Here is a 20,300-nt window from a genome sequence, read left to right as displayed (position 1 = left end):
CGGCGCGTGTGGCTCGTGGTGGTGACGGTGGGCGCGGCTGGGCGCTCGGCTCGCGGGCCTCAGCTCACCGCGCGAAACCGCACCGTCTGGCCCGGCCGCAGCTGGGCGGCCAGGTCGAGGTCCTCCTCCTCGACGACCGCGATCACCGGGTAGCCGCCCGTCGTGGGGTGGTCGGCGTGGAACAGGATCGGCCGGCCCGAGGGCGGCACCTGCAGCGATCCCGGCACGCACGCCTCCGACGGCAGCTCGTCGTGGCGCGCCCGGGACAACGGCGGTCCGGTCAGGCGGATGCCGACGCGGTCCGAGTCCGGCGAGACCGTGTACACAGTGGACAACAACTCCTCCGGATCGGTGAACCAGTCGCGGCGGGGGCCCGGTGTCACGCGCAACACCGGTTCCGCCGGCAGCGACGCCCGGGGTGCGAGGTCCACCACCGGGAACGCCCGGGGCGCCGGGCCGATCGGCAGCAGCATCCCGGCCGTCACCGGGGGCGGGCCGAGCTTCCCGAGGGTGTCCGTCGCCCGGGAGCCCAGCACCGGCGGCACGTCGATCCCGCCGCGCACCGCGACGTAACACCGCAACCCCGACACCGCCGTGCCCAACGTCAGCTCTTCCCCGGGCCACAACGTGATCGGCCCGTTCAGCCCACCCTTCGACAGCGGGCACGAAGCGCCGGTGACCGCCACCGTCGTCACGGCCGACGCCCGCAGCACCAGCCCGCCCAGCGTGACCTCCAGCGCCGCCGCCTCCGGAGGGTTCCCGACGAGCCGGTTGGCCAGCCGGAACGAGCCGCGGTCGGCCGCGCCGGAGCGGCCGACGCCGAGGGCCGCGTGGCCCGGGCGGCCGAGGTCCTGCACCGTCGTCGCGAAGCCGGGCCGGACGACTTCGAGCTTCACGACCGCACCGCCGTGAACCGGACGCGGGTGCCCGGCGGCAGCAGGTTCGGCGGGTCGCGCTCGACGTCCCACACCGGCACGTCCGTCCGGCCCAGCAACCGCCAGCCGCCCGGGGACGCACTCGGGTAGACCGCGCTGTACTCGCCGGCGATCGCCACCGAACCCGGCGGGATGCGGGTGCGCGGCGACGACCGGCGGGACACGTGCAGGGCGGGATCCGACCCGGTGAGGTAGGCGAACCCCGGCGCGAAGCCGCAGAACGCCGAGACATACGTCCCCGCGGTGTGCCGGGAAACCAGCGCCGGCACGCTCATCCCCGTCTCCGCGGCGACGTCGGCCAGGTCTTCGCCGTCGTACACCACCGGGACCACCACCTCTCCCGCGTCCGCCGCCACACTGTCCACAGGGGACACTTCGCGCAGCAGCGCACCCAGCTTGTCCGCGTTCGTCACCGCCGGGTCGAAGCGGACCAGCAGGGTCCGCGCCGCCGGGACCAGTTCTTCGACGCCGTCCGGAGCCAAGCCGGCCAACGCCGTTTGGTAGCCCAGCACGTCGGCGGTCTCCACCAGCACCGCGCGCCGTCCGCACGGCAGTAGCCGGACGGTCATCCGGTGAACGCGCCGAGCTGGATGCCCGCCCCGGTCAGCGCCGCCTCGATCCGCCGGGCCAGCTCGACCGCGCCCGGCGTGTCCCCGTGCACGCACAGGGAATCCGGGCGCACCTCGAGCTTGGTGCCGTTCTCCGTCACGACGCCGCCGGTCGCCATGCCGACCGCGCGTTCGGCGACCACGTCGGCGTCGTGGATGACCGCGCCCGGCTGCTTGCGCGACACGAGCTTGCCCTCCGCGGTGTAGGCGCGGTCCGCGAACGCCTCCGCGTACGCCACCACGCCTGCCGCCTCCGCCTGCCGCTGCATTTCCGAATTCGGCAGGCAGAGCAGCGCGAGCGCGGGGTCGTAGCGGCGCAGGCCGTCGACGATCGCCGCGGCCTGCTCGGCGTCCACCGCCGCGGTGTTGTACAACGCGCCGTGCGGCTTCACGTACGTCACGCGGCTGCCGGCCGCGCGGGCGAACGCGTCCAGCGCGCCGATCTGGTAGAGCACTTCGTTCGCCAGGTCGTCCGGTGCGATGTCGAGGGCGCGCCGGCCGAACCCGGCCAGGTCGTGGTACCCGACGTGTGCGCCGATCGCGACGCCGCGCTCGGCCGCCAGCTCGCACACCCGCCGCATCACCGACGGGTCGCCGGCGTGGAAGCCGCACGCGACGTTCGCGCTGGTCACGATGTCGAGCATGGCTTCGTCGTCGCCCATCTTCCAGGCGCCGAAGCCTTCGCCGAGATCGCTGTTCAGATCCATTTCACCCCACCCGGTATTCGCTGTCGTACCGATCGGTGATGAACATGTACCCCGGTGCGTGGGTGATCGCAAAGGGGGGCCGGGACGCCATCAGTGCCGCCTGCGGGGTGACCCCGCAGGCCCAGAACACCGGGACGTCGCCGGGTGCGGCGTCCACCGGATCGCCGAAGTCCGGCCGCGAAAGGTCGTCGATGCCCAGTGCGCCCGGGTCGCCGATGTGCACCGGCCCGCCGTGCACGGCAGGCATCGCGCGGGTGATCCGGATCGTGTCGGCGACCCGGTCCTCCGGGATCTGCCGCATCGACACGACCATCGGGCCGAACAGCCGCCCGGCGGGCTCGCACGGCCGGTTCGTCACGTACATCGCGACGTTGCGGCCCTGGTCGACGTGCCGCAGCGGGACGCCCTCGGCGGCCAGCGCCGTCTCGAACGTGAAGCTGCAGCCGATGGAGAAGGCGACCATGTCGCTGCGCCACAGGCCGGTCGCGTCCGAGACCTCGCCGGCGAGGACGCCGTTCTGCCAGATCCGGTACCGCGGCAGGTCGGTGCGCAGGTCCGCGCCCTCGGCGAGCCGGGTTTCCGGGTCGCCGGGGTCGGTGACGTCGAGCAGCGGGCACGCCTGCGGGTTGCGGGTGCAGAACAGCAGGACGTCGTAGGCCCAGTCCTCGGGCACGGCGATCAGGTTGGTCTGAGTGAAGCCGGTGGCCCAGCCCGTCGTCGGGTGGGCGGTGCCGGTGCGGAACGCCGCCCGGGCCTGCGCCGGGGTGTAGGTGGCCGGTTCGTCGAAGGTCGTCATGAGTTCCCCCTCAATCGGCGAGTTCGATACCGCGGGTCTCCGGGAGGCCGAGCAGGGCCAGCACCGCGATGCCGTACCCGACCGCGCCGATCACGATCGCGCCGCCCGCGCCGAGGAAGCCCACGACGGTCGGGAAGATCGCCCCGACCGCGCGGCCGAAGTTGTAGGTGAAGCCCTGCCCGGTGCCGCGGAGCGCGGTCGGGTACAGCTCGGCGAGGAACGCGCCGAAGCCGCTGAAGATCGCGGACATCGAGAAGCCGAGCGGGAAGCCGAGCACCAGCACGAGACCGTTGGCGCCCTTCGGGATTTGCGTGTAGGCGACGATGAGCACGGCCGAGAGCAGCGCGAACGTCAGGAAGGTTTTCTTGCGGCCCAGCAGATCGGTGAGGTAGCCGCCGCAGACGTACCCGACGAAGGCGCCAGTGATGAGGAAGACGAGGTAGCCGCCGGTGCCGATCACGGTCAGCTCACGCGTCTTCTTCAGGTAGGCGGGCAGCCAGGTGTTGATCGCGTAGTAGCCGCCCTGGACACCGGTGGCCAGCAGCGAGGCGAAGAACGTCGTCCGCAGCAGGTCGGCCCGGAAGATCCGGCCCAGGGAACCGCGGGTCCGCACGGCGACGCGGCGCTCCTCCGCGCGCGGGGCGTCTTGCACGCTGCGGCGGACCCACAGCACGAGCAGCGCCGGGATGACGCCGGTCCAGAACATGATCCGCCAGGCCACGTCGTCGCTCGCGAAGCTGAAGACGATCGTGTAGACGATCACCGACAGGCCCCAGCCGACGGCCCACGCGCTCTGCACGAACGCCACGGTCCGGCCGCGGTACTTGGCCTGCGAGTACTCGGCGACCAGGGCCGCGCCGGCCGCCCACTCGCCGCCGAAGCCCAGGCCCTGCAGCGCCCGGAAGACCAGCAGCGTCTCGAAGTTCGGCGCGAAGCCGCAGAGCACGGTGAAGATCGTGTACATCGCGATGGTGAGCTGCAGCGTCCGGACGCGGCCGATGCGGTCGGCGAGGATGCCGGCGCCGACGCCGCCTACGGCCGACACGACCAGCGTCGTCGTGCTGAGCAGCCCGGCTTCGCCGCTCGAGATGCCGAAGAACGCGGTGATCGCGGCGAGCCCGAGCGGGAGGGTCTGGTAGTCGAACGAGTCCAGGCCGTACCCGCCGAACGCGCCGAGGAAGGCGCGGCGTCCGCGTTTTCCGAGCGTGCGGAACCAGTCGAACGGCCGGGCCTCGGTAGCTGTGGCAGTCATGGGCACCTCCTGGCCAGTGTCTCTCATCGTGGCGTGCCTCACACGGTAGGGATTGTTGAACAATTCCACAAGATGCCGATTGGATCGTCCCCCGAGTGGCGGGTAGCCTTGTCCCCGTGGTCATCGAAGACGGCGTGGTCCCGGGCCTGGAGGCCGACCGCGGCCTGGTCACGCGCAAGAGCACGGCGGAGCGGGTCGCCGGCGTCCTCCGCAAGCGCATCGCGGAGGGGTTCTTCCTGCCTGGCGGGCGGCTCTCGGAGCAGGACATCGGCAACGCGCTCGGCGTCTCCCGCAACACCCTGCGCGAGGCGTTCCGGCTGCTCACGCACGAGCGGCTGCTCGCCCACGAGCTCAACCGCGGGGTCTTCGTCCGCATCCCGAGCGTCGAGGACGTCGTCGACATCTACCGGGTGCGCAAGATCATCGAGTGCGCCGCGGTCCGCGGGCTGAAGGCCAAGCCGGCGTCTTTCGCGCGGATCAAGGAAAAGGTCGAGATCGGCGACGAGGCCGCGCGCACCGGCAACTGGAAGGACCTCGGCACCGCGAACGTCTGGTTCCACCAGGAGCTCGCCGCGCTGTCGGGCAGCGAGCGGGTGAACGAGCTGGTCGGGCGGCTGACCGCCGAGCTGCGGCTGGTGTTCCACATCATGGCCGAGCCGCGGCGCTTCCACGAGCGCTACCTGCCGCGCAACCACGAAATCCTCGACCGCATCGAGGCCGGCGACGGCCCGGGCGCGGAACAGCTGCTGCTGAAGTACCTCGACGACGCCGAAGAACAGCTGGTGGGCGCGTACGCCGACCGTGCCGAGGCAGCCCGCGCGGCCATCGCGGCGGAGTAGGTCCATTCGGGCACGGTTCGCGTCCGGACGGGCCCACCACGAGCCGCGCGGTACACGCGGTCGATAACCTCGGTGGCGGTCCCGCCGCCGGATACCCCCAGCGGCAGGCGGGACTCCACGCTGCCGGGTCGCCGCTTCCCCAGGGCCGCGGCCCGGCAGCCCCACGCTCGAAGGCCCGGCCGGGGTTCCCGGCCGGGCCTTCGTGGTACCGCCGTCAGCCGGCGTAGCGGGCGAAGATCCTCGTGAAGTCCCACGCCTGCTGGGAAACCCCGGAACAGGTGTCGTTGTTCGGGTAGCCGCCCGGGCAGGGGCGGTCGCGGTTCGCCGACCAGAACGTCAGCCGGGCCAGGTGGTGGGAGTTCGCGTAGGCCAGGATCGTGCTGAAGTCGTTGAGCGTGACCGTCTCGTTGTTGTCGGTGATGCCGTTCATCGACGAGATGCCCATGTGCCGGTAGGCCGTGTCGTCGTCGTAGCCGTACGCGCTCTTGACGACGTTCTTCAGGCCCTCGGCCGCCCGCTGCGTCAACGTGCCCATGTTCTGGCCCGCGCCGCCGAAGTCGAACGGCATGATCACCCAGCCGTCGACCGTGAGCCCGGACTGGGCGGCCCGGTTGACCAGGCTGTTGTCCGGCCCGGACTGGCCGGTGCCGAAGGTGACGTACAGCTTGATGCCCGGGTTGTTCGCCCGGACTGTCTTCAGCGCGTCGACCGTGCGCTGCTGCACGGTCGGGTTGCTGTAGGCGTCGGCCTCGATGTCGATGTCGATCGCCTTGAGGCCGTAGGCGTTGATCACCTTCTGGTAGCCGGCCGCCAGCTCGCCCGCGCTGCCGCACGACGACTCCAGCTTGTTGCCGGAGTAGCCGCCGAAGGACGGGATGACGTCGCCGCCGCCCGCGCGGACGGTGTTGATCGTGTTCTGGTCGACGCCGCCGGTGAGCGCCCGGCCGCCGTCCCACTGCGGGTTGCAGTAGCCGTTGGAGAGGATGAACGCCAGCGTGAACCACTTGACGCCGGTGGCGTTCTGGATCGTCGCCGGGTTGGGCGGGTCGCCCCAGCCGTTGTAGAGGTACGGCGCGACGGCCATCACGCCCGGTCCGGGCGGCGGGGTGGTGCCGCCGCTCGGCAGCGTCCACTGCTGGTTGGCCGTGCTCGCGCAGGTCCAGATCTGCAGGCGGGTGCCGTTGGCGCTGGAGTTGCCGGTGGCGTCGAGGCACTTGCCGGACCCGGTGTTGACCAGGTTCTTCGCCGCGTTGGCCGTCCACTTCTGGGCGTTCGAGCCGTTGCAGTCCCAGAGCTGGATCGTCGTGCCGTTCGCGGTGCCGGCGCTGGTGACGTCGAGGCACTTGCCCAGCGCCTGCAGGGAACCGTCGCTGCCGACTGTCCACTGTTGAGCGTTCGTCCCGTTGCAGTCGTAGAGCTGGACGGCGGTGCCGTTGGCGTTGCTCGCCGCGGCGACGTCGACGCACTTGCCGGCGATGCCGGTGATCGGCCCGGTCGCCGCCTGCGCGACGCCCGGTGCGAGCACCAGTGCCGATGCGGCGATCAGGGCGCCGAATACTGCTGTTTTCTTCATGCGGGTACGTTCCACTTCTGGTTGGCGGCGCCGGTGCAGGTCCAGATCTGCAGCCGGGTGCCGTTGGCGCTGGAGTTGCCGGTGGCGTCGACGCACTTGTTCGAGCCCGCGCCGACGAGGTCCCGGGCCGCGGTGGCCGCCCACCGCTGGTTGGCCGTGCCGCCGCAGTCCCACAGCTGGAGCTGTGCTCCGTCCGCTGTGGACTGTCCGGTGACGTCGAGGCACTTGCCGAGCGCCTTCAGGGTTCCGTCCGTGCCGACGGTCCACTGTTGAGCGCCCGAGCCGTTGCAGTCGTAGAGCTGGACCGCGGTGCCGTTGGCGCTGTTCGCACCCGCGACGTCGATGCACTTGCCGCCGAGGCCGGTGATCGGGCCGGTCTTGCCGGTACCGCCGCCGTTGCCCTGGTTGCCGCTCCAGGTGAACGTCGCCGACGTGCGGCCGGGCAGGGTGTAGGTGAACGACGAGTTGCCCCAGTTCACCCGCACGCTCTGGTTGCCGGTGCCGGAGTTGTACGCGATCAGCGCCTTGGAGCCGTCCGGGTTCTTCCAGGCGACGTTGCGGACGGCCGAGCTGTCGTTCGAGTCGATCCGGTAGGCACCCGGCTTCACGAACTTCGTCAGGTGACCCATGGTGTAGTACTCGACGGTGTAGTCGACCTGCCCGCTGCGGGAGTCTCCGTTGTGGACGGTGATCAGGCCGGTGCAGGTGCCGCAGCCGCCGTTGTGCGGACCCATGTTCTGGTCGACGGCGAGGCTCCACTTGGTCACGCTCTTCGACCAGTTGCGGGTGTAGTCGACGATGTTGTTCATGTCCTCGGCCTGCTGGTTCGAGATCCAGGTGCCGCCGGAGTGCTCGGTCGAGTAGGCGTTGACGTTCGGGTACTGGTTGTGCGTCGTCGTCTGCTGGGCGATGTCGCCGCCGTAGCCGTGCCAGGCCACGCCCCCGAAGTTCGGGTGGTTGCGGATGGCCGCGTCGTCCAATGTGGGCGCACCGTAGGAGGCGTAGGTGTCCCAGTTCCAGTCGAGGGCCAGGACCTTTGTGGACAGACCGGCGTTCTGGAGCGCGGGCAGCAGGTTGTTCTTCGCGAAGTACGCCAGACCGGCGCCGTTCCAGTTCGTCGACGGGTAGCTCGCGCAGCACGTCGGCTCGTTCTGCATCGAGACGTAGTCGATCGGCACGCCTGCGGCCTGGTAGGCCTGGAGGTACTTGACGAAGTACTGCGCGTAGGCCGGGTAGTACTGCGATTCGACCCAGCCGAGCAGGTAGCTGTCGTTGTCCTTCATCCACGGCGGTGCGCTCCACGGCGACGCCATCACCTTGGCCTGCGGGTTGAGCTGCTTGGCCTGCTTGGTGAGCGGCAGCACGTCGGCCTGGTCGTGGGCGATCGAGAAGTGCGTCAGGTTCGGGTCGGTCTGGCCGGCCGGCATGTCGTCGAAGGTGTAGCTGTAGCGGGCCAGGTCGGACGCGCCGAGCGGGTTGCGGATGAAGCTCAGCCCGATGCCACTGTTCGGGTCGAACAGCTTGCGCATGGTGTCGTCACGGGTGGCTTGGGAGAGGGCGCCGCTGGAGTTCATCAGCCAGGCCGCGGTGTCCGTGAAGGACGCTCCGCCGCCCTCGAACTGCTGGTAGGTGGTGTTTTCGTTGACGTTGATGGTCACGCCGCCGCTGCCGGTGCCGGCGGCGAACGTGACCGGCGTCTGCTGCTGGAGGCCGCGGGTGACCTGGCGGCCGCCGGCGTCGCTGGTCGTGGTGAGCCAGATGTTGACCGTTTCGCCCGCGGCCTGCGCGGGTGCGGCGAAGGTGGCCGCGGCGATCGCCGCCACCCCGGCCAGGGCTGCGAGAGAGCGTTTTCTCATGGGAGCGTCCACTTCTGGTTCGCGCCGGACCCGCAGGTCCAGATCTGGAGCCGGGTGCCGTTGGCGCTGGAGTTGCCGGTGGCGTCGAGGCACTTGCCGGAGCCGGTGTTGACGAGGTTGCCGGCCGCGTTGGCCGTCCACTTCTGGGCGTTCGAGCCGTTGCAGTCCCAGAGCTGGGTCGGCGTGCCGTTCGCGGTGCCGGCGCTGGTGACGTCGAGGCACTTGCCCAGTGCTTTCACGGTCCCGTCGGTGCCGACTGTCCACTGTTGAGCGTTCGTGCCGTTGCAGTCGTAGAGCTGGACGGCGGTGCCGTTGGCGTTGTTCGCCCCCGCGACGTCGGCGCACTTGCCGCCGATGCCGGTGATCGGGCCGGAGTTCTGCGTGGGCGGTGGCGTGGTGCCGCCGGCGAACTGCGACGCGACCTGCTCACCGAGGCTGACCGCGTTGGCGTGGTTCTCGATCGGGTTGACGTGCGTGTTCGGGAAGACGATGTAGGTCACCGGTCCCTCGGTGCCGCCGTTCTTCGGGTCGGGGTTGATGCCGAGGCTGACGGCGGTGGCGTAGGACGCCTCACCGATGATGCTCGTCGGGCCGGTGTCGCCGACCACGGCGTAGGTGACCTGGTTGTTGTAGATCACCGCCACGACCGAACCGCCGTCGATGCCGTAGTTGCGGTAGTCCCAGGTGGACGTCGGCTGCGGCAGGACGATGTACGGCAACTGTGCCGCGTTGAGCGGTTGGTCGGTCGAAGTGTGGAACGCGGTGTCGGGGTAGAAGCAGCAGTCGGTGTTCTCGTTGCACTGCGTGGTGCGGACGCCGTCGCAGTCGATGTCCATGTCGGCCTTGAAGAACACCGCGCCGTTCGCCTGGCAGACGGGCACCGTCGCCGCGCCGCCTTCGTCGAAGGAATACTTGCCGTTCGAAATCTGTTGGCAGGACTGGGTTTTCGCGAGTAGCTGGCTCGCCGATGGGCCCGCGTCGATCGCGGCCTGAGCGGAGCCTGTCGCGAGGAAGGAAAGCGCTAACAGGGCGCACCCCATTAGCGCGACGAGGATTCGCCGCACTGGTTTCTCCTTGTGGGGGCTCAGATCAGGGAGTGGTCCACTTCTGGTTCGCGCCGCCGCCGCAGGTCCAGATCTGCAGACGGGTGCCGTTCGCGCTGGAGTTCCCGGTGGCGTCGAGGCACTTGTTCGCGTTGGGGTTCACGATGTCCTTCGCGCCGGTCACGACCCATTGCTGGGCACCGGTTCCGTTGCAGTCGTAGAGCTGCACCGGCGTGCCGTCCGCGGTGCCTGCCGCGCTCACGTCCATGCACTTGCCGAGGGCGCGGATGGTGCCGTCGGTGCCGACGGTCCAGTTCTGCGCGGCGTTGCCGTTGCAGTCGGTGATCTGGATCGGCGTGCCGTTGGCGGTGTTCGCGCCGGCGACGTCGACGCACTTGCCGCCGATGCCGGTGATCGTGCCGGTCCGGCCGCCGCCCTGGCTCGAGGAGTTGGTGACGTGCACGTAGTCGACGATCAGCTGCTGCGGGAACTGCGTGCTGCTGTTGGGGTCGCCGGGCCAGTACCCGCCGACGGCGAGGTTGAGGATGATGAAGAAGTTGTGGTCGTAGACCCAGCGGTTGCCGTTCAGGTCCGACGGCGTGCGCGTCTGGTAGAGGTTGCCGTCGACGTACCACTTGATCTGGTTGGGTGCCCAGTCGATGGCGTAGGTGTGGAAGTCGTCGGAGAAGTTCGGGCCGTTGTAGGCCGCGCCGATGCCGCCGGAACCGGAGTAGCCGGGGCCGTGGATGGTGCCGTGCACGGTGTTCGGCTCGAACCCGACGTTCTCCATGATGTCGATTTCGCCGTCGGTCGGCCAGTTTCCGCCGCCGAGCATCCAGAAGGCCGGCCACATGCCCTGCCCGCGCGGCAGTTTCATGCGCGTCTCGAAGTGGCCGTAGGCCTGGCTGAACTTGCCGGCGGTGTTGAGGCGGGCGGAGGTGTACTCGCAGCGGCCGTACCAGCAGTTGTAGTTGCCGGGGTTTTCCTTCTTGGCGGTGATGACGAGGTGGCCCTGCCCGTCGAGTTGGGCGTTGTTGGTGCCGGAGGTGTAGTACTGCCGCTCGTGGTTGTTGACGTTGTCGCCGGTCTCGAGCTGCCACTTCGACCCGTCGACGGCGGCGCCCGCGGGGCCGTTGAAGTCGTCGGTGAAGGTGGCCGCCGCGGCGGCTGGGGTCATCGTGAGGGCTTGCTGCCCGAGGAACAGCAGCGCGGAGGCGGCGAGGAGTGCCGCCCAGCGGTTCTTTTTGGAGGTGGACATCGTTGTCGCCTCTTTCACCGTGGGGGAACGGCGTTCCGCGCGCAGCACGGAACGCGGGGAGGGGAGGTGGTCCCGCATGCCGGGGCGGCGGCAGGCGCGACCGATCAGCCGGTGCTCGCGGTCCTGAGCGGGCTCGGACTTGCGGGGCCTCGGCGGGCGCTTTGTTGTGTCTGGCAACAAAGTATGCATGGTCCAGACAAGCCGGGCAACCGTCGGGCGGTCATTTTTTTTCAACCCGAATTAAGGGTGGGTTCGTGGCGGGGCGCTTGTTGCGGTGCTGGTTCCCGCTCAGTGGGGCACGGCCTTGTGGTCGAGTTGCGATGGTTCGGGCGGTGCCGGGTTCGGCGGTGCGGGGTTCGGGTGGTGCCGGGTTCGGCGGTGCGGGGTTCGGGTGGTGCCGGGTTCGGCGGTGCGGGGTTCGGGTGGTGCCGGGTTCGGCGGTGCGGGGTTCGGGTGGTGCCGGGTTCGGCGGTGCGGGGTTCGGGTGGTGCCGGGTTCGGCGGTGCGGGGTTCGGGTGGTGCCGGGTTCGGCGGTGCGGGGTTCGGGTGGTGCCGGGTTCGGCGGTGCGGGGTTCGGGTGGTGCCGGGTTCGGCGGTGCGGGGTTCGGGTGGTGCCGGGTTCGGGTGGTGCCGGGTTTGGTCGGTCGCCGCCTTGTCCACAACTGGGGCGGGGTGTGGACAAGGCGGGCCGGTTGGGGCTTTTGCGCGCTTTCTGTCCGGCGGTGCCGATACGCTGGAGCGGGGATGGACCCCCTGGGAGGGTGGGCCGCCGGGTGGGTGGGCCGCCGGGTGGGTGGGCCGCCGGGTGGGTGGGCCGCCGGGTGGGTGGGCTGCCGGGTGGGTGGGCCGCTGGGTGGGTGGGCCGCCGAGTGGGTGGGCGCCGGATGGGCTGGCCGCTGGGTGGGGCGTCGGCTATGCCTGGCTCACCCCGGCACTCACGCCGCGTCGGAGTTCGGGGTGCCGGAGGTGCCCGGCTTGGCGATCCTCGATGTCGCCCCTTGCTCCAGCAGGTCCGCCACCGGCAGGGTCGCCGCTCCCGTGGCCACCGCGTCCAAGCCCAGTGACCCCAGCTGGATCGATGTCTGGCTGAACGGGTGCCTCAGCGCGTGCTCGCCCGCCGCCTCGCGGATGCGGGGCAGGAGCTGGTCGCCCAGGGCCAAGCCTGCCCAGCCGCCGATCACTATGCGCTCCGGGTTGAACAAGTTGATCAAGTTCGCGATGCCCGCTCCCAAATAACCCGCCGTCTCGTCGAGTACGCGGGCCGCCGTCTTGGACTTCGGGGCCGCCGCCAGCAACGCCGAGAACTGGGCCTGCTCGTCCTCGCCCGTTATGTCCTTTCCGCGTGCCCTGCGGTACCTCGCCAGGACCGCTCCCGCGCCGATGTACGCCTCCAAGCACCCGCGTGAACCGCAGCGGCACTCCTGACCGCCGTACGCGATCGTTGTGTGGCCCCACTCGCCCGCGCTGCTCGTCGAACCCCGGTACGTCGTCCCGTCCGTCACCACCGCCGCTCCGACGCCCGAACCGAGCAGGGCGATCACCGCGTGGCGCGCCCCCCGGCCCGCGCCGAACCACATCTCCGCCTGGCCCTGGGTCTTCGCTCCGTTGTCGATGAACAGCGGCAACCCCACGCCGGCGTCGACCAGCAGCGAGGCGAACGGCACCGCGTCCCACCCGACCGTCGGGGCGTGGACCAGCACCTGCGTACCCTGTTCGACCGTTCCCGGCACGCCGATGCCGACGCCGAGCACGCCCGGCTCGTCGATGCCCGCGCTCGCGAACACCTCGCGCAGCCCGGACGTCACCTGCTCGACCGCCGTCGCCGGGTCCGGGGCCTTCGGGAGGGGGTGCTCGACCGTCGCCAGGCGGTTCATCGCCAGGTCGAACAGCTCCACCTTGACGCCCGTTTCGCCGATGTCGACACCCGCGACGTGCCCGTACGCCGGGTCCACGCGCAGGAGCACCCGGGGGCGGCCGCCGTCCGATTCGACCTGGCCGGCTTCGGTGATCAGGCGTTCTTCGCCCAGTTCGGCGGTCACGTTGCTGACCGTGGCGGCACTCAATCCGGTGAGCTGGCTGAGTTCGTGCCTCGACAGCGGGCCGTCGAAGTACAGTTTCGACAGCAGCAGGGATCGGTTGTGCCGCCGCAGATCGCGGACGGTGGTGCGCTTGCTCGCCATGGGCAACCCATCTGGACTCTTACCGGCTCACTGACAGGATGCCTGATCACCGTAAGTTGTGGCTATGTATTAAGTGGTGAACTAAGTCCCGAACCCATGGTGGCGGGGCCGCGGTCTGGCAGAATCCTCCCGGTGACCCAGGTGGTGCGCCAGACGACCCGTGACCTCAGGCGGCACAACCGCGCGGCGCTGCTCTCCTCGCTCTACCTCCGCGGTCCCGTCAGCAGACTGGAACTGGTAGCTGAATCGGGACTGTCGGCCGCCACCGTTACCAACGTCGTTTCCGAGCTCATCGCGGACGGCGTCGTCGCCGAAGCCGGATCGGTCGAATCGGACGGCGGGCGGCCGCGGACGCTGCTGGCCGTGCGGCCGGACTTCGGGCAGGTCGTGGGGGTCGACGTCAGCGAAACGCACGTCGAAGTCGGCCTGTTCGACTGCGCGCTCGGCACCCTCGGCACCGTGCGCCACCCGCTGGTCGGCACCCGGCTCGACCCGGACGAGGTGGCCGGGCTGGTGCGCACCGGCATCGCCGAAGTGCTCGAAGGCGGCGATCCGGACGCGGTGTTCGGCGTCGGCATCGGCGTGCCGGGGGCGGTCCGCGACGGCGGGATCGTGCACGCGCCCACCCTCGGCTGGCGCGGGGTGGACTTCGCCGAGCTGATCCACCCCCACATCCAGGCGCCCCTCCACCTCGACAACCGCGCCCGCACCCTGGGCCAGGCGGAGACCTGGCGGGGAGCCGGCCGGGGCGCCGAACGCGCCATCGTCGCCCTGCTCGGCGTCGGCGTCGGGGCGGCCGTCGCGACCGCCGGGCGCTCGCACCCCGGCATCACGACCAGCGAGTGGGGCCACACCGTCGTCAAGGCGGCCGGCGCGGCCTGCCGGTGCGGCTCGCACGGCTGCCTGGAGGCCTACGTCGGCACCGAGGCGGTCGTCCGCCACTACGCCGCCCGCGTCGGCAAGGAACCGGTCATCGGGGACGAAAGCGACGTCGAGCTGGCGCGGATCGTGGCCGAAGCCCGGCGGGGCGGCCCGGCCGCCGACGTGCTCGCCGAGACCGGCGAGTACCTGGGCATCGGCATCGCCAACCTGATCAACCTGCTCAGCCCCGATCGGGTGGTGCTTTCCGGCTCGGCGGGGGCGATCATGGGACCGGCGATCCTGCCCGCGGTCCGGGACGCCGTCGGCCGGCACGCCCTGGACTACCTGGCCGAGCGCACCGAGGTCGTCCTGGGCCGGCTCGGGCCGGAGGCGGTCGCGCTCGGCGCGGCGACCTTACCGATCGCGCAGCTGCTGGCGAACGGCGGCCGGACCGGCTGAAACCTTTGCCTCGTAAGGAATCGTCCGACCAATAGGTCCAGACCGGCCGTTCTTTCAGTACTTAAACTTAGGTACAAAAAGTTACCGCCGTGTTATTGACGTGACCCGAGTCACCCGGGTTGACTTCGGGGCGTCGTTCGGTCGCCGGCGGTCGGGGCTCGCTACCAGTCGACAGCAAGTAGTCGTCGATGACCAGGAGGAACCGATGCGAGTCAAGCGCTCCATCGTCGCAGCGCTCGTAGCCGTGATGGCCGTCGGAGGCCTGACCGCGTGCAGCGGCGGCAGTTCGAACGCCGCCCAGAGCAATCCCGACGCCGTGCTCAACGTCGGCAAGCCGGACGGCCCGCAGGCGGAGAACAACAACCCGTTCCTGGAGACCTCCGCCCTGTCGAACATGGGCTACCGGTGGATGATCTACGAGCCCCTCGTCATGCTCAACCGCGTCAAGCCGCAGGAGCCGGGCAAGCCGTGGCTGGCCACGAAGTGGGACTGGTCGGACAACTACAAGAAGCTGGTCCTGACCGTCCGTGACGGCGTCAAGTTCTCCGACGGCCAGCCGATGACCGCCGAGGACGTCGCCTACACCTTCCAGCTGCTGCGCGACAACAAGGCGCTGAACGTCGACGCCGTCCCGTACAAGGACATCACCGCGGCCGGCAACCAGGTCACCCTGGCCTTCGACAACTCGCAGTTCGTCAACCAGGTCAAGATCCTGCAGACCCTGGTCGTGCCGAAGCACGTCTGGAAGGACGTCAAGGACCCGGCGCTCGACCTCGTCAAGAACCCGATCGGCACCGGCCCGTACACCCTCAAGTCGGCCACCCCGCAGACGATGATCGTCGTGCGGCGCGACAGCGGCTACTGGCAGGAAGCGCCGAAGGTCAAGGAAATCCGCTACACCTCCTACACCGACAACAACGCGCAGGTCAACGCGCTGGTCAACGGTGCGGCCGAGTGGAGCTTCGTGTTCATCCCGAACTACAAGGCCGTCTACACGAACAAGGACCCGCAGCACTACAAGCTGTGGTTCCCCGCGCAGCTGGCCGTGCACGGCCTGTGGTTCAACACCGAGAAGGCGCCCTGGAACGACGCGAAGCTGCGCCAGGCGATCAACAAGGTGATCAACCGCGACGACATCTTCAACCAGGGTGAGGCCGGCTACTTCTACCCGAAGAACGACCAGGTCACCGGCATCCCGACCCCGGCGGGCGACCCGTTCATCGCGCCGCAGTACAAGGGCCAGACGGTCCAGGTCGACGTCCCGGGCGCGAAGTCGCTGCTGACCGGCGCGGGCTACAAGTTCACCGGCGACAAGCTGGCCGACCCGAGCGGCAAGCCGGTCACGATCAAGCTCACCGTCCCGTCGGGCTGGTCGGACTACATCACCGACCTGGAGATCATCAAGGACAACCTGGCGCAGATCGGCATCACCGCCACGGTCGAGAAGATGAACCAGGACGCCTGGATGAAGTCGGTCGACACCGGTGACTTCGAAGGCCTGATGCACTGGACCAACGACGGTTCGACGCCGTACGACATGTACCGCGACGTCATGGACGGCAACCGCTACAAGCCGACCGGCCAGGGTGGCATCAACGGCAACTACGGCCGCTACAAGAACGACGAGGCGACCAAGGCGCTGGAAACCTACGCGAACGCCGAGGACGACGCCGCCCGCACCGCGGCGATGGCGACGCTGCAGAAGATCATGATCGAGCAGCAGCCGATGATCCCCACGTCGGCGGCCAACTCCGGCGGCGAGTACAGCACGAAGAACTGGGTCGGCTGGCCCGACGACGCCAACCCGTACGCGCCGGCCCAGCCGACGCTGCGCAACGCGCTCGACATCGTCCTGCACCTCAAGCCCGCGGCCTGACGATGGCGGATTCAGCCGTGACGACCGAGCAGTCCCCCTCCGACCCCGTCGCCGTCGGGTCGGAGGGGGACCTCCCCGTGGTCCTCGAAGCCGCGGGCCTCACCAAGCACTTCCCGGTCCGCCGCAAAGGCCGGGCCGCCCTGACCGGGCCACGCCGCAGCATCCAGGCCGTCGACGACGTGAGCCTGACGCTCCGGCGCGGCCGCGTCACCGCGCTGGTCGGCGAGTCCGGCTCCGGCAAGTCGACGGTCGCGCGGCTGCTCGCCGGCCTCTACCCGCGCACCGGCGGCGACATCCGGCTGCACGGCGACAGCATCGACGTCAAGCACGGCAAGGCGTTCCGCGCCTACGCCCGCCGCGTCCAGATGATCTTCCAGGACCCGTTCGCCTCGCTGAACCCGGTGCACACCGTGCGCTACCACCTCACGCGGGCGCTGAAGATCCACGGCCGGGCGGGCGACGACCTCGAGCAGTCGCTGCACGAGTTGCTCTCGCGCGTCCAGCTGACCCCGCCCGAGCGCTACATCGACAAGTTCCCGCACGAGCTGTCCGGTGGCCAGCGCCAGCGCGTCGCGATCGCGCGGGCACTCGGCGCCGACCCGGAGGCGCTGCTGGCCGACGAGCCGGTGTCCATGTTGGACGTCTCCATCCGGCTCGGCGTGCTGAACCTGCTGCGGGACCTCAAGGAGCGCCTGCACCTGGCGATCCTGTACATCACGCACGACATCGCGTCCGCGCGCTACTTCGCCGACGACACGATGGTGATGTACGCGGGCCGGATGGTCGAAGGCGGCGACAGCGAGACCATCACGCAGCGGCCGGCGCACCCGTACACCCGGCTGCTCATCGAATCCGCGCCCGACCCGGACCGGATCGCGGACGGCGGCGACCCCTCGGAGACGCCGGCCGAACGCGGCTCCGGCGAACCGCCGAGCCTGATCGACCCGCCGCCGGGCTGCCGGTTCCACCCGCGCTGCCCGGTCGCCCTCGCGCGGTGCGAGACCGAGCTGCCGCCGCGGTTCGACGTCGGCGACGCGCCGGGGCACTGGACCGCCTGCTGGCTCTACGACGGGGCCGCCCGATGAGGTACCTGCTGCAACGGCTGGGCTTCTACGTCTTCACCGCGTGGGCCGCCGTCACCATCAACTTCTTCATCCCGCGGATGATCCCCGGCGACCCGGTGCAGTCGCTGATCGCGAAGAACCAGGGCATGATCAGCGCGGAAGCGATGCAGTCGTTGTACGTCCTCTTCGGACTCGACAAGAACGAAAGCCTGATCTCCCAGTACTTCGACTACTGGGGGCAGCTGTTCCGCGGCGACCTCGGGATCTCGTTCACGTTCTTCCCGACGCCGGTGTCCGACCTGCTCACCGACAGCCTGCCGTGGACGATCATCCTGGTCGGCATCACCACGGTCGTCGGCTTCGCGCTCGGCACCGGGCTCGGCGTGGTCGCCGGCTGGAAGCGCGGCTCGTGGGTCGACGGCCTGCTGCCGGTGACGACGTTCCTCTCGTCGATCCCGTACTTCTGGCTCGGCCTGATCGCGCTGACGATCCTGGCCGGCCCGGGCAGCTTCTTCCCGTCGTCCGGCGGCTACGACCCGGGCACGGTGCCGGGCTGGGACGGCGAGTTCATCGGCAGCGCGATCCAGCACAGCCTGCTGCCCGCGCTGACCATCCTGATCAGCTCGATGGGCAGCTGGATCCTCGGCATGCGCAACATGATGGTCACCGTCGCGTCGGAGGACTACGTCACCGTCGCGCACGCCAAGGGCCTGCCGGAACGCCGGGTGATGGTCGGGTACGCGGCGCGCAACGCGCTGCTGCCCAGCGTGTCCGGCTTCGCGCTGGCGCTCGGGTTCATCGTCGGCGGGACGCTGCTGGTGGAGATCGTCTTCTCCTACCCCGGCGTCGGCTACCAGCTGTTCCAGGCGGTCGGCTCGCAAGACTACCCGCTGATGCAGGGCATCTTCCTGATCATCACGCTCTCGGTGCTGGTGGCCAACCTGTTCGCCGACGTCGCCTACCTCGCACTCGACCCGCGCACCCGGAAGGAGGGCTGACATGGCCGTACCCGCGGCGGACGTCAAGGCCGCCCAGGCCCTCCCGCTCGAAGCGGTCGCGCGCCGGCGCCGCTTCCGGTTCCTCACCGGCGGCAAGACCGCCACCGGCCTCGCCGTCATCGTCTTCTTCGTGGTCATCGCGATCATCGGGGAGTGGATCGCGCCGTACGACCCGTCGGCCCGCAGCAGTGACCTGCTGGAGTCGCCGTCGGGACGGCACTGGTTCGGCACCACCCACCTCGGCCAGGACATCTTCAGCCAGGTCGTGGTCGGCACGCGCAGCGTCATGCTGGTCGGGCTGGCCGCCGGGATCGTGGCGACGATCCTCGCGGTGATCGTCGGCGTGACGTCCGGGTACCTCGGCGGCACGCCGGGCGAAGGCCTCTCCGCGCTGTCCAATGTGTTCCTGGTGATCCCGGCGCTGCCGCTGATCATCATCATCGGCAGCGCGGTGCCGGGCGGCGGCGACATCCTGGTGGCGGTGATCATCGGCTGCACGTCGTGGGCGTGGGGCGCGCGGGTGCTCCGGGCGCAGACGCTGTCGCTGCGCGGCCGGGAGTACGTCGAAGCGGCCCGGGCGACCGGCGAGTCGACCTGGCGGATCATCTTCTTCGAAATCCTGCCGAACCTGACCGCGGTGATCGCGTCCAGCTTCGTCGGCACGGTGATCTTCGCCGTGATGTCGGAGATCACCCTGGCCTTCGTCGGCGTCTCGGGACTGTCCAACTGGAACTGGGGCACGATCCTGTTCTGGGCCCAGAGCCAGCAGGCGCTCGCGCAGGGCGCGTGGTGGTGGTTCGTGCCGGCCGGGCTGGCGATCGCCATCCTCGGCACCGCGTTGTCCCTGCTCAACTTCGGCATCGACGAGTTCGTCAGCCCGCGGTTGCGCGGCAGCGGCAAGGCCCGCGTGCGCGGCGCCGACGGGAAGACGCATCGCATGCGGGTGGGCTTCACGCCCGTGCTCGGGCGGGAGGAACGGCCATGATGGACCCGGTGCTGGAGATCAAGGGCCTGGACGTCGACTACGGCGTCGGCGACGAGGCCGTGCGCGCGGTCCGGGACGTGCACCTGACGCTGCACCGCGGCGAAGTCCTCGGCCTGGCCGGGGAAAGCGGCAGCGGGAAGTCCACGTTGGCCTACGGGCTGACCCGGCTGCTCGCGCCGCCGGGCGTCATCCGCGGCGGCGAGGTGATCTACCACCCCGCCGACGGCGAGCCGTACGACGTCCTCCGCCTGACGCACAAGCAGCTGCGGGACTTCCGGTGGGCGGAAACGTCCATCGTGTTCCAAGGCGCGATGAACTCGCTGAACCCGGTGCACAAGGTCGTCACGCAGCTCGTCGACGTCATCAAGGCGCACGAGCCGGGTACGACCCGCGCGGGCCGGGTCGCGCGGGCTCGCGACCTGCTGAAGCTGGTGGGGATTTCGGCCGACCGGCTGGAGGCGTACCCGCACCAGCTGTCCGGCGGGATGCGGCAGCGGGTGATGATCGCGATGGCGCTCGCGCTGGAGCCGCGGATCGTCATCATGGACGAGCCGACGACCGCGCTCGACGTCGTCATGCAGCGGCAGATCCTCGGCCAGCTCGTGGAACTGCGCGAACGGCTGGGGTTCTCGGTCCTGTTCATCACGCACGACCTGTCGCTGCTGGTGGAGTTCTCGGACCGGATCGCGATCATGTACGGCGGCCGGATCGTCGAGCAGGCGCCGGCGGCGGACCTCTACCGGGACGCGCTGCACCCGTACAGCCACGGCCTGCTGAACTCGTTCCCCGCCCTGCGGGGGCCGCGGCGCGAGCTGTCCGGGATCCCCGGATCGCCACCGGACACGCGCGGGATGCCGTCCGGTTGCGCGTTCCACCCGCGGTGCCCCAAGGCTTTCGAGCCGTGCCCCGACCGCGTGCCGCTGCTGGGCACGCCCGGCGACCCGGCGCGCGAAGTGGCGTGCTGGCTGCACCCCGTCACTTCTTGAACGCCGGTGTCCGATACCCCTGGA

Annotated in this window: 17 protein-coding genes; 7 read left to right on the top strand and 10 right to left on the bottom strand. The window is 70.0% G+C overall.

The genetic code is table 11. The features are described 5' to 3' along the window. Window positions 1-59 precede the first annotated feature (59 nt). The 5 genes from H5965_RS07445 to H5965_RS07425 are packed head-to-tail and all read right to left on the bottom strand — an operon-like array spanning window position 60 to window position 4,298. On the bottom strand, window positions 60-896 hold the full coding sequence (locus H5965_RS07445) for a biotin-dependent carboxyltransferase family protein (protein WP_310968616.1): 837 nt from the start codon (window positions 894-896) through the stop codon (window positions 60-62). Further along, a complete protein-coding gene (locus H5965_RS07440; protein ID WP_310968615.1) occupies window positions 893-1,504 on the bottom strand; it encodes an allophanate hydrolase subunit 1 in 612 nt (203 codons plus the stop codon). Before H5965_RS07440 ends, H5965_RS07445 begins: the two co-directional genes overlap by 4 nt. Next, window positions 1,501-2,250 carry a 5-oxoprolinase subunit PxpA gene (locus tag H5965_RS07435; RefSeq protein WP_310968613.1) on the bottom strand — a complete coding sequence of 250 codons (750 nt, stop codon included), beginning with the start codon at window positions 2,248-2,250 and terminating at the stop codon, window positions 1,501-1,503. Before H5965_RS07435 ends, H5965_RS07440 begins: the two co-directional genes overlap by 4 nt. A gap of 1 nt (window position 2,251) precedes the next feature. Beyond that, window positions 2,252-3,046 carry a putative hydro-lyase gene (locus H5965_RS07430; protein ID WP_310968612.1) on the bottom strand — a complete coding sequence of 265 codons (795 nt, stop codon included), beginning with the start codon at window positions 3,044-3,046 and terminating at the stop codon, window positions 2,252-2,254. A gap of 10 nt (window positions 3,047-3,056) precedes the next feature. Next, window positions 3,057-4,298 (bottom strand): MFS transporter, encoded by a 1,242-nt coding sequence (locus tag H5965_RS07425; protein ID WP_310968611.1) that lies wholly within the window; start codon window positions 4,296-4,298, stop codon window positions 3,057-3,059. A gap of 116 nt (window positions 4,299-4,414) precedes the next feature. Here H5965_RS07425 and H5965_RS07420 point away from each other — a divergent pair, with 116 nt between their 5' ends. Beyond that, entirely contained in the window at window positions 4,415-5,137 is a 723-nt protein-coding gene (locus tag H5965_RS07420) for a GntR family transcriptional regulator (RefSeq protein WP_310968610.1), read from the top strand. A 214-nt stretch (window positions 5,138-5,351) separates the two neighbouring features. On the opposite strand, the gene H5965_RS07415 is transcribed toward H5965_RS07420, so the two are convergent. The 5 genes from H5965_RS07415 to H5965_RS07395 all read right to left on the bottom strand — a co-directional run bounded on the left by H5965_RS07415 (window position 5,352) and on the right by H5965_RS07395 (window position 13,047). Further along, window positions 5,352-6,710: a ricin-type beta-trefoil lectin domain protein gene (locus H5965_RS07415; protein WP_310968609.1), complete on the bottom strand. Its 1,359-nt coding sequence runs from the start codon at window positions 6,708-6,710 to the stop codon at window positions 5,352-5,354. Further along, entirely contained in the window at window positions 6,707-8,566 is a 1,860-nt protein-coding gene (locus H5965_RS07410) for a ricin-type beta-trefoil lectin domain protein (RefSeq protein WP_310968608.1), read from the bottom strand. The genes H5965_RS07415 and H5965_RS07410 overlap by 4 nt, the downstream gene beginning before the upstream one ends. Beyond that, window positions 8,563-9,630 carry a ricin-type beta-trefoil lectin domain protein gene (locus H5965_RS07405; protein WP_310968607.1) on the bottom strand — a complete coding sequence of 356 codons (1,068 nt, stop codon included), beginning with the start codon at window positions 9,628-9,630 and terminating at the stop codon, window positions 8,563-8,565. Before H5965_RS07405 ends, H5965_RS07410 begins: the two co-directional genes overlap by 4 nt. A gap of 25 nt (window positions 9,631-9,655) precedes the next feature. Beyond that, window positions 9,656-10,867: a family 16 glycosylhydrolase gene (locus H5965_RS07400; RefSeq protein ID WP_310968606.1), complete on the bottom strand. Its 1,212-nt coding sequence runs from the start codon at window positions 10,865-10,867 to the stop codon at window positions 9,656-9,658. Window positions 10,868-11,802: 935 nt separating this feature from the next. Beyond that, a complete protein-coding gene (locus H5965_RS07395; RefSeq protein WP_310968605.1) occupies window positions 11,803-13,047 on the bottom strand; it encodes an ROK family transcriptional regulator in 1,245 nt (414 codons plus the stop codon). Between the two features lie 132 nt (window positions 13,048-13,179). Between H5965_RS07395 and H5965_RS07390 the strand changes: the two genes are divergently transcribed. From H5965_RS07390 to H5965_RS07365, 6 genes are all read left to right on the top strand, one after another. Next, window positions 13,180-14,367 carry an ROK family transcriptional regulator gene (locus H5965_RS07390; RefSeq protein WP_310968604.1) on the top strand — a complete coding sequence of 396 codons (1,188 nt, stop codon included), beginning with the start codon at window positions 13,180-13,182 and terminating at the stop codon, window positions 14,365-14,367. 205 nt (window positions 14,368-14,572) lie between these two features. Further along, window positions 14,573-16,243 (top strand): ABC transporter substrate-binding protein, encoded by a 1,671-nt coding sequence (locus H5965_RS07385; protein ID WP_310968603.1) that lies wholly within the window; start codon window positions 14,573-14,575, stop codon window positions 16,241-16,243. 17 nt (window positions 16,244-16,260) lie between these two features. Continuing rightward, the gene (locus tag H5965_RS07380; protein WP_310968602.1) at window positions 16,261-17,328 is read left to right on the top strand and encodes an ABC transporter ATP-binding protein; all 1,068 of its coding nucleotides are present in this window, start codon (window positions 16,261-16,263) and stop codon (window positions 17,326-17,328) included. Continuing rightward, on the top strand, window positions 17,325-18,305 hold the full coding sequence (locus H5965_RS07375) for an ABC transporter permease (RefSeq protein WP_310968601.1): 981 nt from the start codon (window positions 17,325-17,327) through the stop codon (window positions 18,303-18,305). The genes H5965_RS07380 and H5965_RS07375 overlap by 4 nt, the downstream gene beginning before the upstream one ends. Window position 18,306: 1 nt before the next feature. Continuing rightward, window positions 18,307-19,290: an ABC transporter permease gene (locus H5965_RS07370; RefSeq protein WP_310968600.1), complete on the top strand. Its 984-nt coding sequence runs from the start codon at window positions 18,307-18,309 to the stop codon at window positions 19,288-19,290. Beyond that, on the top strand, window positions 19,287-20,276 hold the full coding sequence (locus H5965_RS07365) for an ABC transporter ATP-binding protein (RefSeq protein ID WP_310968599.1): 990 nt from the start codon (window positions 19,287-19,289) through the stop codon (window positions 20,274-20,276). Before H5965_RS07370 ends, H5965_RS07365 begins: the two co-directional genes overlap by 4 nt. Window positions 20,277-20,300: the final 24 nt, after the last annotated feature.

The sequence above is a fragment of the Amycolatopsis sp. 505 genome, from assembly GCF_031625235.1.
GTDB lineage: Bacteria > Actinomycetota > Actinomycetes > Mycobacteriales > Pseudonocardiaceae > Amycolatopsis.
The sequence above is the reverse complement of the archived record's forward strand: the minus strand, read 5'-3'. Positions and strand labels throughout refer to the sequence as shown.

Coding starts and splice junctions, on each gene's coding strand:
- H5965_RS07440 (WP_310968615.1), bottom strand. CDS start 1,504: ATGACCGTCCGGCTACTGCCGTGCGGACGGCGCGCGGTGCTGGTGGAG.
- H5965_RS07435 (WP_310968613.1), bottom strand. CDS start 2,250: ATGGATCTGAACAGCGATCTCGGCGAAGGCTTCGGCGCCTGGAAGATG.
- H5965_RS07430 (WP_310968612.1), bottom strand. CDS start 3,046: ATGACGACCTTCGACGAACCGGCCACCTACACCCCGGCGCAGGCCCGG.
- H5965_RS07425 (WP_310968611.1), bottom strand. CDS start 4,298: ATGACTGCCACAGCTACCGAGGCCCGGCCGTTCGACTGGTTCCGCACG.
- H5965_RS07415 (WP_310968609.1), bottom strand. CDS start 6,710: ATGAAGAAAACAGCAGTATTCGGCGCCCTGATCGCCGCATCGGCACTG.
- H5965_RS07410 (WP_310968608.1), bottom strand. CDS start 8,566: ATGAGAAAACGCTCTCTCGCAGCCCTGGCCGGGGTGGCGGCGATCGCC.
- H5965_RS07400 (WP_310968606.1), bottom strand. CDS start 10,867: ATGTCCACCTCCAAAAAGAACCGCTGGGCGGCACTCCTCGCCGCCTCC.
- H5965_RS07395 (WP_310968605.1), bottom strand. CDS start 13,047: ATGGCGAGCAAGCGCACCACCGTCCGCGATCTGCGGCGGCACAACCGA.
- H5965_RS07385 (WP_310968603.1), top strand. CDS start 14,573: ATGCGAGTCAAGCGCTCCATCGTCGCAGCGCTCGTAGCCGTGATGGCC.
- H5965_RS07375 (WP_310968601.1), top strand. CDS start 17,325: ATGAGGTACCTGCTGCAACGGCTGGGCTTCTACGTCTTCACCGCGTGG.
- H5965_RS07370 (WP_310968600.1), top strand. CDS start 18,307: ATGGCCGTACCCGCGGCGGACGTCAAGGCCGCCCAGGCCCTCCCGCTC.
- H5965_RS07365 (WP_310968599.1), top strand. CDS start 19,287: ATGATGGACCCGGTGCTGGAGATCAAGGGCCTGGACGTCGACTACGGC.